Raw genomic sequence first — 15,008 nt, forward strand, 5'->3', positions numbered from 1 at the left:
TACCTAATTCAGCAATTATTGTTAGATATAAAAAAACAATAAATGATTTTTCCAGAATTCATAGGCCTCTGTTGACACATAAGATGAGTTTCGAAGACGAATAATTATTTTTTAAATCTTAATCCATTGAAGAAAAATTTCAGAACAAAACTTTTAAAAATGCATAGTGATTAAAACCAGATATGAAAAAAATACTTATATTAATATTGTTTGTCAGTTGCTCAGTAGTAAGTCATGCGCAAGAACTTGATTGTAAAGTAACTATAATCTCTGACCAGATAAATGCACAACAGGCTGCTGAAAAACAGGTGTTTGTAGATATGCAGCTTGCTATCCGTGACTTTATGAATAACAAACGCTGGACAAACGATATTTACTCGCAAGAAGAGCGTATTAAATGTAACCTCATCATTACATTTACGAAATCTCCAAAGCAGAATATTTTTCAGGGGAATGCCCAGTTTCAGGTAATCAGACCTGTGTATAATACTACTTATGAAACCTTGCTGTTACAATATGTTGACAGAAACTTCAATATTTCATTTTTGCCTGAAGACCGTCAGATGAATTTCAATGAGCAGACGTTTACTAATAATCTTACCTCAATTTTAGGTTTTTATTCATTAATTGCATTAACACTCGATTACGATAGTTTTTCAAAAGCGGGTGGAAGTCAATATCTAACTCGTGCATATAATGTAGCGAATATGGCCTTTAGTGCCGGACAAGCGGGCTGGGAGCAGACCGGAGACGTGAGAAACCGCTATTGGTTGATCGAAAACCTACAGAATCAACAATTAATGCCCTTCCGCGAGGGTTTTTATACCTACCATCGTTTAGCTTTAGATAATTTCACAAACGACCCAGGTAATGGGCGCAGGCAAATACTTGAGTTTATGAACTCAATTAAAACACTGCAACAGTCAAGAACAAATTCAGTCTTAATGAATAGTTTTTTAGATGCAAAAGGACAAGAACTGGTAAACGTTTTTTCGGAAGCAACAAAGGATGAAAAACAAAAGGCATTTCAGGTGCTTTCTTCAATTGACCCATCAAAAACAGAGCTCTACCGAAAATTAGTAAAATAGGTAAAAATAAAACTGTGTTTTATCCTATTTTGGTACAGTCTTTGATTCAAGAATCAGTAGTTTAGCACGCTTTTCATTACAGGCTAAAGTCAGCCTGCCATGCGACACACTTTTCAAAAAGTGTCGAACTTGTGTCCATTATCGTCAGATATTCATTTGACTGATAAGTGGTTGAAAGGTTATTGCGTTTAATAAAAATTTTTGCGTAATCTTCCTTCTCTTTTTGGGCAATTAAGTTGTTAATTTCAGTTAGAACTTCCTCAATAGTATTCAAAGTATTCTTTGTAGATGTTTTCATCTTATGTTGGGTTTATGAAGTTTATGTCACGTAAAAAAGTACAAATTAGTTCTTTAAAAATGGTCTCACACGTCAACAAATTTCATACCATTTTTTTTGAATTTTTCTTTTGATACCGTTCGATAAGTTTTTAATTTGTTTTAAAGGTTTTGACAATTTGAAAACAGATTTTTTTTCTTTTCTCAGAAAATTATCAAAAGGTAGCAAAAGTTTGTCTTTATGATTAAGCGGCATAAAATCAGCAAAAAACACAGCAATTTTAAGCTTATTTTCAGGCACCTTTAAACAAAAATAAATACAAATCACCTTATTTACAAGGTTTTGGTATGATTATTTCTTGGATAATTATGGGACATCGTAATGGTCACTCCAACCCTCCCGTGAATGAGCATTTTTGCTCTCCTATTAATGCGTAAAGATGCTCATTGTAGGGAGGTGTTGGAAGTGATTAAAAAACTAAGGGGACAGTTCGTAAGTTTTGTTTCTTTAATAATGGGTTCTAATGTTAGCGAAATATTTCTTTCGGATAATATTAGAAAAATACAATTTCATTTTTCAAATGATTTATATAATTCAATATATAATAAGAATATTCACTCAATAGCAATTGTCAGTAAAAGTGGAGTCGACTTTCAACTCCACTTTTCTTTTTAATTACTTCTTACTCTTTGGGTTACTCAACGTGCTTTACTCAATCCTACTTACTCAATTTGTAATTAAACTACAGCAGTTTGTTCTTAGTGTTAAATTCTCTCAATAGCAATTGTCTTTCTATTCAACCTCAACTTAAAAAAAATTTATAGTAAACAGCAGTTTGTACGCTTCTCTAATTTTCTTTCAATAGCAATTGTCAACTTCTCTCTCTTATAAATTTACAGCGATATTATAGAATACTTTTTAGGGTTATTTTAATAGCAATGATACTTTCTGGTATTTTTTGCCGTTTGGCATTCACTCAATAACAATTGTTTACTAAACTTTTGCACTCTAATAGCTTAACCATTCAAATCCGGTTTTATGTTGTTTCGGTTTGTTGATACAAATTTATACCCTACTTAAAGACTGATTTGACCTTTTTCGATGAACTGCACGAAATGACACCTTTTCGGAAACATTATTTGGATAATTGGTAGCAATAAAGAGGTAAATGGCAGTATATTTTAGACAAGTGGCAGAATTTTTAGTTTTTTGGTAGAAATAGAAGTATAAACAGGAAGATTTATTCCTACTCCAGCCCCCCTCACGGGCTGCTTCTCTAAAGTGTAGGCAATACAATAGAAAGCCCCTCTCCTATTGCCAAGAAGAGGGGCGGGTATTGGGTTATATCAATCTCTACTTCACATCCAACACAACATATTTTATTTTCTTACGGTTGTTAGTATAAGTTATATGTACTAACCCATCAGAGGCCTGAATGATGGCAGGATAACTGAACTCACCTTTAGTTTCATCTTCTAATACAGCTATGTCTTCCCATTTGACCCCATCGGTCGAAACCGCCACATTTAGTTTCTGACGCCCATTAGACCATTGTTTACCCCGTGTTAATGGATTATAGACAATTACCTGTTTCCCGTTTTTTAAAGAAACCGCATCAGTACCTGAGTTCGGATTCAACAAGCTTGTAGGTTTTAGTGGTCCCCAGGTTTTCCCGCCGTCGTTAGACCATGTTTCTACTACATGATTTTGTTTGCTACGACATAGTAATTGCATACGACCATCGGCATACTGCAGGATACTCGGCTGAATCACGCCAAAGGTATCGTTCTCTATCGGAATCATTTCCCAGTTTTTGGCGTTCTTATCCGATTTCTCCAGATGAATATGCCAGATATTCCCTTTTACACTTTCAGTACTGGTCGGGTACAGGATATCTCCGTTTGTCAGTTGCACAGGTTTATTTTTAATTGGGCCCAACATACCCTCCGGCAATTTTTCAGCCTTCGACCACGTTAACCCATCATCAGTAGAGGTTTTCATTTCGCCCCACCATTCTCTTGGGTTTTTACCTACCTTATAAAAAAGGAAAAGTTTACCCTCTTTTGTTTTAAACAACACCGGATTCCAGGTCGGGTAACGTAAGTCCTGATCAATAATTCCGTCGGCAATTTTTTCAGGTGTCGACCACCTGCCATTTTCGAGTCTCGACTGCCAGATACATACATCAGGATTCGACTCACGTGTGCCACCAAACCAGGCCGCCAGCATTTTATCTTTAGATAACTCTACAATCGTAGAGGCGTGACACTCAGGGAAAGGCGCAACTTCATAAATATCTTCTTTTTTCAGAACAGTACTCTGTGAAAAACTATTTTTTACGTATAATAAACAAAATAGAATCAATAGGTGTTGAAGTTTCATTGGATACAATAGTTTTGAGTGAATAGTTGTAAGTTAGGAAGGTTTACGTATAACACATTCATGTAAACACCTGACGTTTAATAAATAAATGGTAATTATTTGCCAAATATCATTGATTAATACGAATTTAATGCAATATATTACTACTCATCTGGCAAAAACTTATACATTCACTCTTTCTATTTTAATATTCAGGCTAAACAATACTTTAAATTCAACACTACAAACCTTAACTTATGGAAGCCCTTTTCTCATTTTTAAGCAATATCCCTTGGTGGGCATATCTGCTATTAATACTCGTTTTAATAGCAGTAAGAGACATTCTACAGAAAAAACATACCATTGTTCATAATTTCCCCCTTGTTGGGCATTTACGTTATTTCATTGAAAGTATTGGTCCTGAATTCCGACAGTATATAGTAGCTAATAATCGGGAAGAACTTCCATTTAACCGTCGGCAACGTTCCTGGATTTATGCCTCTTCTAAAAAAGAAAATAACTTTCAGGGCTTCGGCACCGATCAGGATATTCATAGCGCGGGCTATAACTTTATAAAACCTGCTCTATTGCCTTTTAAACTCCCATCAGGACACCCGAACATCGCAAACCCCTATATCTGCCCGTCAGCTAAAGTTATTGGCGAATACCACAAGCGTAAACACCCATATCTACCTAAATCGGTCATTAACATATCGGGTATGAGCTTTGGTTCGTTATCAGCTCCGGCCATAGAGGCTTTAAATATCGGGGCTCATAAATTTGGTGCTTATCATAACACAGGCGAAGGAGGTGTATCATCTTATCATAAAAAAGGGGCTGACGTGGTAGTAAACATCGGAACAGCCTATTTTGGTGTAAGAGACGACGATGGCAACTTTGTGATGGAAAAACTGGTAAACCTCTGTAAGAATAATCCCTGTGTAAAAATGATTGAACTGAAACTCTCACAAGGGGCTAAACCAGGCAAGGGTGGAGTACTGCCAGCTTCTAAAGTAACACCCGAATTAGCCGAGATCCGACACGTACCTTTGGGCAAGGATGTTATTTCCCCAGCCAGCCATAGTGCTTTCTCTAATGTGCCTGAAATGGTCGATTTCATTGAAGCGATGGCAGCTGCCACCGGACTACCCGTAGGGCTTAAATCTGCCGTTGGTAAACTGGAGATGTGGGAAGAACTAGCCGATCTGATGAAAAAAACCGGAAAAGGCCCTGATTTTATCAATATTGATGGTGGTGAAGGCGGCACAGGGGCAGCCCCTCCAAGTTTTGCCGACCACGTTTCTTTACCTTTTGTTTATGCGTTTTCATCAGTTTACCGGATTTTCCAGAAAAGAGACCTAACCGAAAAAATCACCTTCATAGGTGCCGGAAAATTAGGTTTGCCCGACACAGCTATCATGGCCTTTGCAATGGGAGTAGATGTAATAAATGTAGCCCGCGAAGCGATGCTTTCGATTGGTTGTATTCAGGCACAGGTTTGCCACAACAATACCTGCCCTACCGGAGTAGCCACTCAAAACAAATGGTTACAGGCAGGCTTAGACCCTACTCTGAAAAGTGAAAGAGTCTGCAATTACCTGAAAACTATTACCAAAGAGATATTGGAGATATGCCACGCCTGCGGCTATGAACACCCAAGCCAGTTTATGATGGACGACGTAGACGTGGCTATGGGCGACAATAACCGCACGCAATCACTACGCACAACCTACCAGTATCAGAAAACGCCCATAAAATTTGTAGGTTTTCAGAAATTATTGGATAGCCCGTATTTGGGGGGTAAGGGGTCTAATTATTAGGGAGAATGGCTTTTTTGAAGACGGATATATTTTCATATATCCTAAACTTTGAAAAAGCTCATATTTGCTAAAGTCTTCTTCACAGCTCCCATTTTTTCCTTATCTTAGGCTTCTGAAAACTACCTCAACAAACGACTCCATGAAAAAATATTTTTTTATTATCAGTATATGCCTCATTGCTTCATCGGCTTTCTCACAAAATAAGATAGAAAATGTTACAATCATTTCTGTGCTTGATGAAATACATGAATTCAACAGACAGGAATCTGCGGCGGATTCAATTTACCCCTTCGGTAGAAACCGTGAAGAAGATTTCTCTCGCAAATACCAGTTCTATAAAAAGGAATCTGACAAGCTGAATGGTGTTTCTGAGAAAAGCTTGGGTTTCAATGACCAGATAAATATGGCTCTCTTAAAATATATAGTCAACGATGAGTTAATTTCTTACGAATACAAAGAGTACCTGAACCCGATTTTGTCTGATGCGGGATTTCATACAGGCTTACCGGGTATGGGTTCGCGTACTTATTCCACCAAAAAAGAGATAGAACGTTATCTTAATTCATTGAGAGGTATCTCTTTGTTTGTAGATGAAAATCTGGAATTAATGCGGAAGGGACTATCTTTAGGTATTTCGCAACCCAGCATAGCATTAAACGGCTATGAGGCTACTTATAATAGCCAGATTGTAGACAATTATGAGCAATCAGCGTTTTGGCAACCTTTTAAAGAAAAACCTGCTGCTATTACAGAAGCCGACTGGAAACAATTGAAGGCAGAAGGCAAAAAGCAGATTGAACAAAGTGTGATTCCAAGTTACCGTAAAATCCGTGATTTTTTTGAGAAAGAATATCACCCAAAAACCCGGGCAACTTTAGGGGCATCGCACTTTCCGAATGGAAAGAAATACTATGCAGAGAAAGTAAAGCATTATACCACTACCAATATGACTCCTGACGAGGTCTATGATACGGGTATGAAAGAGGTAAAGCGTATCAGAAAAGAAATGCAACAAATATTAGATGATGTAAAATTTAAGGGATCTTTCAAAGATTTCATTAATTACCTGAGGAACGACCCCAAATTTTACCCAACCACAGGCGAACAATTATTGAAGGAAGCTTCCTTTATTGCCAAAAAGATCGATGGTAAGCTCCCGCTGCTGTTCGGCAAATTGCCTCGCCAGCCTTATGGAGTTGTGCAAGTACCAGACTACCTCGCCCCGACTTATACAGCAGGGCGATACAGCGGTGCGAACATCAAATCTAAAAACTCTGGGAATTACTGGGTAAACCTTTACAACCTGCCGAGCCGTACACTCTATACGCTTGAAGCATTGACTTTACACGAAGCTGTCCCGGGGCATCATTTACAAATTGCTTTGACACAGGAATTAGAAAACCTGCCAGAGTTCAGACGTAACCTATATGTAAATGCTTATGGCGAAGGTTGGGGTCTTTATGGTGAATACCTCGGCTATGAATTAGGGCTTTATAAAGACCCTTACAGCTTGTTTGGTCGCCTCACTTATGAAATGTGGCGTGCTTGCCGATTAGTGATTGATGTGGGTATTCATGATAGAGACTGGACAAGAGACCAGGCAGTGAATTTCTTAGCAGATAACACCGCCCTTTCACTTCATGAAGTAAATACCGAAATCAACCGCTATATCTCGTGGCCAGGGCAAGCCTTAGCCTATAAAATCGGTGAAATAACTATTAAAACACAACGACAAAAAGCGCAAGAACGCTTAGGCCCCAAGTTTGATGTAAGGTCTTTTCACGACCTGGTACTCTCGCAAGGAACAGTAACGATGTCCATTTTAGAGAAGATGGTAGATAAATATATTGATGAAGAGCTGAACAAAAAACCGAAGGAATAAATTTGTCTGACACCTCTCTTTTTATATGAAAAAGGGCGAATCATTCCACACACTTTTTCTGAAGAGATAGGTAGGTAGTCAATCATTTTTCTTCACTTTCAAGTTCTTTTAAATACTGATCTTTCATCTGGTCATAGAAAGAATGTTTGCTGACCATCGACGAAACAAGATTGGCAATAAGCCCGGCAATCATCAGATAAAAGATAATGCTTTCAGCAGTAGTCATTTCTAATACAAGGATAGCAGAAGTAAAAGGGCTACGGGTAACCCCTGTAAGAAAACCTACCATCCCACACAAAATAATCAGATTGGCATTAGAATCTATCAACTGAAACCAGTCTGCTACTGCTGACCCGATACTTGCTCCGGCACTCAGAGCCGGAGCAAACACCCCTCCTGCTCCTCCATTCGTAAAGGAGATAATGGGGCCAAAGAATCTTAAAAGCGGCACATACCATTCTACATATTTATTATTTGTCAGTAATACAGTCTGCATTAGTTCTTTACCTGTTCCGAAAGTTTCCTCATTAATCAAAATACCAGATGCTGCAATCAGCAGGCCTCCGACAATACAATAAATAATTCTTCTGGTATTTGTATGCAAAACACTTTTACGCTTAAGAACATATAAAATAATACGGGTCATGGTAGACCCTAAATACCCTGAAAGTCCGCCGGAAACAACTGCCGGAAAAATAATCCACCAGGAAAGATGGCTGACAGTCGGAAATCCTAAATACAAATAAGGTCCCAGGATATTCAGAGCAGTAAGGCCGGCAATAATTACTCCGGTCAATAAGGCCGATTTGAAATAGCTGAAATGGGTTTTGGTTAGCTCTTCAATAGCAAATACGATTCCACCCAAAGGTGTATTAAAAGCGGCAGCAAGCCCCGAGGCTGCCCCAGTAATGAGCATGTTTTTCTTAGATATTTTCGGATACCATTCCGGCAACCAATCATTAATCTTTTTAAAGATTGAACCTGCTATCTGAATTGTTGGACCTTCTCTACCCACTACACCTCCACCAAAAACCATAATCAGACTTGAGATAATCTTAATTAACAATACCCTGATACTCAATAATTGATTAACCAGATGATACTTCTTCGGATTAGCTAATTCTATACTGGCACTTACCTGCGGGATTCCGCTCCCTCTTGAAAAAGGCGCGTATTTACTCACCAGCCACCATGACACAATAAAGCATATAGGAGTAACAGCAAAAAACAACCATTTATTTAGTTGAAAAAGGTAGATAGTTCCCTCTTCGGCTATCAGAAAGAGTTTAGCATAAATAACAGCCACTATCCCGGTTAGCAAAGCTCCCAGCCAGAAAGGTATGGCATTAAGAAGATTCTGCTGAAGTCTGGCATTGGTGATTGAATCAAACCTGTCTTTCAGAAAAACTCTGACAGGCCCTGCTACCTTCTGAATAAACCTGATGGTTTTCAGATTTGCCTTGATAAGTTTATATTTCATAGCTGCTAATTGTTGTGATTCAGTACCCCTTGTAGGCGTGTTACACTAATAATCGTCCGAAAATGAGCCGGACGTCTCATGGGCGGCATACACTCGCGCACTCATTAATTTCCTGCTTCAATATTATTTGATTATATGCTTTAGGATGCTGATCCCATAATTAATCGACAATCCTCAACTATGCTTACCACAGTCTTTTATAAGCGGGGATAGACATTACCTGCCAGTGGCGGGCTATACCCACTCAATCCCCTTTTTCAACAGACCCAGAGTCTTTTCTTCTGGACTACCTGCTTCGGGCCGGTAACCATATTCCCAGTTGGCAACCGGAGGTAAACTCATAAGTATCGACTCCGTCCGCCCATTAGTTTCCAGACCGAATTTTGTACCACGGTCCCATACCAGATTAAACTCCACATATCGGCCGCGACGTAGCATCTGCCAGTTAGATTCAGCTTCTCCATATGGCAAATGGTTATTTTTCGCCATTAAATGCGTATAAATTGGAGCAAAGCTTTCACCTACTGATTTTACAAAGGTAAACAAATCTTCTTTAGGTATCTCTTCATTTGGTTTCAGATAATCAAAGAATATACCGCCTATGCCACGGGTTTCGTTTCTGTGCGGGATAAAAAAGTAATTATCTGCCCACTCTTTATATTTCGGATAATAGGCTGGTGAGTGCTTATCACAAGCAGCTTTTAGTTGCTGATGAAACCAGCAGGCATCTTCTTCAACTACATAATGCGGTGTCAGGTCAATACCCCCACCAAACCAGCAAATACCATTCGCCATTTCAAAGTAGCGTACATTCATATGGATAATTGGCACCATCGGACTTACTGGATGCTGCACAATAGAAACCCCGGTTGCAAAATAATTAGTTTTCTCAGTAATTTTCAGTTGTTTTTGTAGAGCATCGGATACTTCACCGGAAACAGCCGAGAAGTTCACACCTCCTTTGGCAATAATATTTCCGTCGGTTATTACACGGGTACGCCCGCCACCACCACTATGATGTTGCCATAAATCTTCACGGAATTTCCCTTTACCATCTGTATTTTCTATGGCCTGACAGATACTATTTTGGAGAGTCCTGAAGTATTCAGCAATATTTTCTTTGGATAACATAAGATTCTTTTCAAATTTTGTGGCAAATTTAGCTCTCTCTCAAGAGCTATCAATAATAATTTTTATTTTTATCGGATAAGGAAAGATATATTGAGGCATTTTTTAATCGCTCAATCACAAAATCACCGGGTCTTATAGGCTCAATCTCGAAATATATATGCAATTAAAAGGAGTAACTGCCATAATTACAGGAGGAGCTTCAGGCTTAGGAGAAGCCGTAGTAAGAAGATTCGTGAAAGCGGGGGCAAATGCCATTATTGTGGATTTGAATGAGGAGAAAGGCAAAACCTTAGCCATTGAATTGGGGCGCAAAGCAAAATTCGTCAAATGTGATGTTTCTACTGAGAAAGATGCACAAAAAGTAATGAGTCAGGCAATGACCCGATTCAAGGCTATTCATATTCTTGTGAATTGTGCCGGAATTGCCCCACCTGCCCGCACAGTTGGTAAAGAAGGCCCTCATTCACTGGCCCATTTTCAGAAAGTCATCAACGTCAATCTGGTAGGTTCTTTTAACATGATTCGCCTCGCGGCTTTTGAGATGTCGAACAATACGCCTAATGAAGACGGAGAAAGAGGGGTAATTATCAATACTGCTTCGGTAGCAGCCTACGATGGACAAATCGGACAAGCGGCTTACTCTGCATCAAAAGGTGGTATTGTAGCCATGACTTTACCCATTGCCCGTGATTTATCAAGAAATGGTATAAGAGTCATGACCATTGCCCCAGGTATTTTTAAGACACCTCTAATGGCTTCATTACCAGACGAAGCCCAATTATCATTGGGTCAGCAGGTACCATTCCCCTCACGTTTAGGTCGCCCTGATGAATATGCACAACTGGCACAAAGCATAGTAGAGAATGCCATGCTCAATGGTGAAGTAATCCGCTTGGATGGAGCTATTCGGATGGCTCCGAAGTAAATATCCTGCACTCTGATTTACCTGATTTGATCATTATATTAATTATTCAATTGATGTACATCATATTTAATTAAAGATCTTTATTTTCAAATCATGTTTTTCAGAAGTTCATTATTAGAATCATTAAATCAAAGTTCAAGACTTTATTCTCATGTTCTCTTTACAAAATATTATTCGTCCTCATATCCTTACTCTAACACCATATGCCTCGGCGCGTGATGAATATACCGGAAAAGAGGGTATTTTTTTAGATGCTAATGAAAATCCATTCGGGGCAGTTATTGCTGGCAAATACAACCGCTATCCAGATCCGTATCAAGCTGAAATCAAAGAGAAATTAGCAGTTATCAAAGGTGTCCGCCCGGGTCAGATTTTTCTGGGTAATGGATCTGATGAAGCTATTGACTTACTGATTCGTGCCACCTGTGAACCCAAAGAAGACAATATCATCACAATGCCGCCAACCTATGGTATGTATAAGGTATGTGCAGATATTCAAAATACCCCGGTTATACAGGTATCACTCACCCCAGATTTCCAGATACAAGTAGATAAAGTTTTAGCGGCAGTCAATGAGCATACTAAACTTATCTGGATTTGTTCGCCAAATAACCCTTCGGGAAATTTAGCCAATCGGGAATCAGTAATTACAATTTTAGATAATTTCAAAACAGGTTTGGTGATTGTTGACGAAGCCTATATAGATTTCACAGAAGCCGAGTCATTCACGAAATTATTAGATGCTTACCCGAACCTGGTAGTATTACAGACTTTCTCGAAAGCATGGGGATTAGCAGCACTGCGTTTCGGAATGGCCTTTGGGTCTGAGGATTTAATCAGGATACTGAATAAAATCAAATATCCGTATAATCTTAACGCCGTTACACAAGCCTTGATTTTAGAAGCATTGGATAATGAGGAAAAGAAGAACAGCTATGTAGAGGAAATTCTGAAAGCCCGTACCAATCTGATTAGTCTTTTAAATGATTTATCTGTAGTGAAGCATATTTATCCAACAGATTCCAATCAGTTACTCGTAAAATTTGATGATGCAAAAGGTGTTTTCAAATATCTGATTGATAGAAAAATCATTACCAGAGACCGTTCTAATGTTCAATTATGTGAAGGTTGCATCCGTATTTCTATTGGTACAGATGCAGAAAATGATAGTTTGATTGAAGCATTGAAGACTTATTGATACCAGTTCGTAGAGGCGCATTACATACGCCTCTACGAAAAAACAATGTATTATTTTCTACATTGGCTCCTTATTATTATTATTCATCTTAAACTCACTGGTAGACGGATAAATGCTAATCCAATACTCTTTAGTTTCTCCGCTTAATACTTTAGTGTCAATCTGGTCTTTGCCGTTATTCGCTATAAGTCCAAAAATCAAATCCTGTTTTACCGGTACAGTAGAAATATTTTTATACACCAGCCTATACTCACCATAACCAATTTTTTTGGTAAACTCAGGCAGGTGGTTATTCGTATTAAAACTATTGCCATATACAGGATGTAAACCACTGATAGTATTTTTACAATAGCAAACCAACTGTCCTGATTTAGTATAAAGCCAGTATTCGCAGTAACTGTTAGCCACACCTTTATCGACACCTATGTAAGTAACAGGCATCATGACAACACTATGCGAAGGAAAATCGAAATTAATATCAGGAGATGTTACCGCATAGAAATTAAATATATGCACGCCCGAATCGCCATTCATTACAGGAGTATTCTTCATCACAGAAGTAGTAAGGGTATCAGGCCGAATTACTAATCCATCTTCATTTTCAACAGGAGGTTTCAAAGAAGGTTTACTACCTGTTCTCACTGCTTGCTGGTCGTTGAACGATTCAAATGGCACAGGAACAACATTGGTACACGCTACAGCAGTTATTCCGATAAGGGAATAAATAAGGCTTTTTCTAACTCTTTTATTCACAATCTTGGGGGTGTAAAGGCAAAATTCAAAAAAAGATTAACGGTATATCACAATTTTAATTTTATATGCCCTTTTAGTTTCTTTATATAATCCAAGCATTCAGTCAGATTCTTATAAAACAGTCAAGGGTGTAAAATCGCTTTTACACCCTTGACTGTTACTCTTATAAAAAGGTTGGATTACCCGAATTATTTTTCTGTGCTCAACCAGTCTTTTCTTAATTTCAGTTGTGCTGTGGTTGGGTTATCAACCAGTTTCAATACGTTTTTCTCGGTTACATCAACTACCATTGCAGGCGACGACAACTTGATAATTTCTTCTTTGCCTTCGCTGTTCTTACGTGCCACTTCCATAGTTACGATATCTCCTTCTTTGGTATTATTGTTATATTCATCTAAGATATGTTGCGCTTTCTGAATATCAAAGGCCTGGCCATTCAATGATACGATTTCGTCGTTCAACTGATAGCCCATTTTCTTACCAAATTCATTAACTTTGCTTATGTTACCAATCTTGATACGTTTGGTTTGAGCATTGAATCCTAAACTGATCCCTCCCAGACTGATTTTCTTGATAGTTGCCTCTGGCAGATATTCAATGCCTACTAATTGTAAGGTTTCACTTAATGGCAATGCTTCAGGGCCATCTACATATTTTGCAAAGAAATCACCGATTTGAGGGTAAGTCAAAGAAGTAATTTTATCGAACAATTCATTGTCTTTAAATGATTGCGTTTTACCATAAGTTTTAGCCAGGTCACGCATCAGGGTTTGAGTACCATATTTGCCGTCTGACAACTGGCGTAGTTTAATATCTAAACATAAACCTATTAAAGCGCCTTTATTGTACACATTCATGTATTGGTTTTTGTATTTATCCAATACGCCAAGACTCATTTCAGTAAATGGCACTTTGTCGTTCATCATCTTCATGGTCGTCATTTTCTGACGTAACATATCCAGATACTGCGGCATCTCAATCAGACCATATTTAATCTGCATGTGTCCGGCGGCATATTCAGTCAACCCCTCATACAACCACAAGTGTTTCGACATCTTTGGTTTATTATAATCAAAATCACCGATTTCTTCAGAATGGATACTCAAAGGCGTTACAATATGAAAAAACTCATGCGATGCCACGTCTTTCACCGTTTGTGAAAGCTCCTGAGAAGTACCTTCTGGTAAATAATAGAACGATGAATAAGAGTGCTCCAAAGCACCATAGCTCATCAGATTCGGATTATCAGACAACACAATCAGGAAGGCATATTTCTGAATCGGCAATTTACCACCTAAATATTCCTTCTGAGCATTCAACAGAGAGTTGATGTTAGCCGCAATCTCTTTAGAATTAGCCTCTTTGTTAGGCGAGAATACCGATACAAGGATATCTGCACCACCGATTTTCAATACTGTTGTATCAGGTTGTGTATAAAGAATAGGTGCATCAGATAAATCCATATAATTGGCTGCCTCAAATACATCTTTAGTGGCTGTAGTAGAAGCAAAGTTCATAGAAGTAGCTCCATAGAAACCCGTTGGTTTAGTAAACGAAATCTGGTACGGTACCTTTTTCATACCCTCGAAATACCCGAAAAAGCAGAAAGTATTTACAGCAAATTTCTTATTGGCATCAATATCGCTTCCGGCAGGTTCAAAGATTTTCTCTCCCTTAATTTCAGGTGAATCCCAGGTATCATCTACTTTATAGGTGATTTTGCTAAGACTTTGCGCATTTTTGATAGTCCAGCTATTTACATCAGGTTTTTCGACAGATAACACCTCTCCATTTGCGTTATAGGCTTTAAAGTCTGATACAAAACGACCAAAATCATAATTGGCATAAGTACCTGGTACAATTTTTGGCAAAAAATAAGTTATTTCATCAGAACTGATTTTCGGCGCAATTAAAGTAACCTCTAATTTGTCGTTTTCTACTTTGGTTAAATCGACAGAAAATTGATAGAGGTTATCTTTTTGTGTGGCAGAGCTACTCACAGATGCTTTTCTGGTACAAGCCGTCATTACAGCCATAGTCAGAAGCATATAAGCTATTCTTTTCATAGATATTTAATTATAGTTTGTTAAAAT

The 15,008-nt window shown here is 38.3% G+C and carries 11 protein-coding genes; 5 read left to right on the top strand and 6 right to left on the bottom strand.

Annotated elements, in window-relative coordinates:
• Nucleotides 1-182: 182 nt before the first annotated feature.
• The gene (locus tag H1R81_RS17420) at nt 183-1,088 is read left to right on the top strand and encodes a DUF4835 family protein (protein ID WP_181842031.1); all 906 of its coding nucleotides are present in this window, start codon (nt 183-185) and stop codon (nt 1,086-1,088) included.
• Between the two features lie 76 nt (nt 1,089-1,164).
• Here H1R81_RS17420 and H1R81_RS17425 read toward each other — a convergent pair whose 3' ends face one another.
• Both H1R81_RS17425 and H1R81_RS17430 read right to left on the bottom strand, forming a co-directional pair.
• Entirely contained in the window at nt 1,165-1,386 is a 222-nt protein-coding gene (locus tag H1R81_RS17425) for a hypothetical protein (RefSeq protein ID WP_181842032.1), read from the bottom strand.
• A gap of 1,332 nt (nt 1,387-2,718) precedes the next feature.
• The gene (locus H1R81_RS17430) at nt 2,719-3,747 is read right to left on the bottom strand and encodes an exo-alpha-sialidase (RefSeq protein ID WP_181842033.1); all 1,029 of its coding nucleotides are present in this window, start codon (nt 3,745-3,747) and stop codon (nt 2,719-2,721) included.
• 236 nt (nt 3,748-3,983) lie between these two features.
• Here H1R81_RS17430 and H1R81_RS17435 point away from each other — a divergent pair, with 236 nt between their 5' ends.
• Together H1R81_RS17435 and H1R81_RS17440 are read left to right on the top strand one after the other, a co-directional pair.
• A complete protein-coding gene (locus tag H1R81_RS17435; protein WP_181842034.1) occupies nt 3,984-5,546 on the top strand; it encodes an FMN-binding glutamate synthase family protein in 1,563 nt (520 codons plus the stop codon).
• A gap of 139 nt (nt 5,547-5,685) precedes the next feature.
• The gene (locus H1R81_RS17440; RefSeq protein WP_181842035.1) at nt 5,686-7,428 is read left to right on the top strand and encodes a DUF885 family protein; all 1,743 of its coding nucleotides are present in this window, start codon (nt 5,686-5,688) and stop codon (nt 7,426-7,428) included.
• A gap of 82 nt (nt 7,429-7,510) precedes the next feature.
• On the opposite strand, the gene H1R81_RS17445 is transcribed toward H1R81_RS17440, so the two are convergent.
• Together H1R81_RS17445 and hemF are read right to left on the bottom strand one after the other, a co-directional pair.
• Nucleotides 7,511-8,908, bottom strand: a complete 1,398-nt coding sequence (locus tag H1R81_RS17445; RefSeq protein WP_181842036.1) for a chloride channel protein — start codon at nt 8,906-8,908, stop codon at nt 7,511-7,513.
• A gap of 234 nt (nt 8,909-9,142) precedes the next feature.
• Nucleotides 9,143-10,039, bottom strand: a complete 897-nt coding sequence (hemF, locus tag H1R81_RS17450; RefSeq protein ID WP_181842037.1) for an oxygen-dependent coproporphyrinogen oxidase — start codon at nt 10,037-10,039, stop codon at nt 9,143-9,145.
• A 157-nt stretch (nt 10,040-10,196) separates the two neighbouring features.
• On the opposite strand from hemF, the gene H1R81_RS17455 reads away from it, so the two are divergent.
• Nucleotides 10,197-10,964 (top strand): 3-hydroxyacyl-CoA dehydrogenase, encoded by a 768-nt coding sequence (locus tag H1R81_RS17455; RefSeq protein ID WP_181842038.1) that lies wholly within the window; start codon nt 10,197-10,199, stop codon nt 10,962-10,964.
• A 151-nt stretch (nt 10,965-11,115) separates the two neighbouring features.
• The gene (gene hisC / locus H1R81_RS17460) at nt 11,116-12,162 is read left to right on the top strand and encodes a histidinol-phosphate transaminase (protein WP_181842039.1); all 1,047 of its coding nucleotides are present in this window, start codon (nt 11,116-11,118) and stop codon (nt 12,160-12,162) included.
• Between the two features lie 57 nt (nt 12,163-12,219).
• On the opposite strand, the gene H1R81_RS17465 is transcribed toward hisC, so the two are convergent.
• Together H1R81_RS17465 and H1R81_RS17470 are read right to left on the bottom strand one after the other, a co-directional pair.
• The gene (locus tag H1R81_RS17465; protein ID WP_181842040.1) at nt 12,220-12,915 is read right to left on the bottom strand and encodes a hypothetical protein; all 696 of its coding nucleotides are present in this window, start codon (nt 12,913-12,915) and stop codon (nt 12,220-12,222) included.
• 188 nt (nt 12,916-13,103) lie between these two features.
• Complete coding sequence (locus tag H1R81_RS17470; RefSeq protein WP_181842041.1) at nt 13,104-14,981, bottom strand: peptidase M61; 1,878 nt, start codon at nt 14,979-14,981, stop codon at nt 13,104-13,106.
• Nucleotides 14,982-15,008 lie beyond the last annotated feature (27 nt).

The organism is Emticicia sp. BO119 (genome assembly GCF_013912375.1).
Taxonomy (GTDB): Bacteria; Bacteroidota; Bacteroidia; order Cytophagales; family Spirosomataceae; genus Emticicia.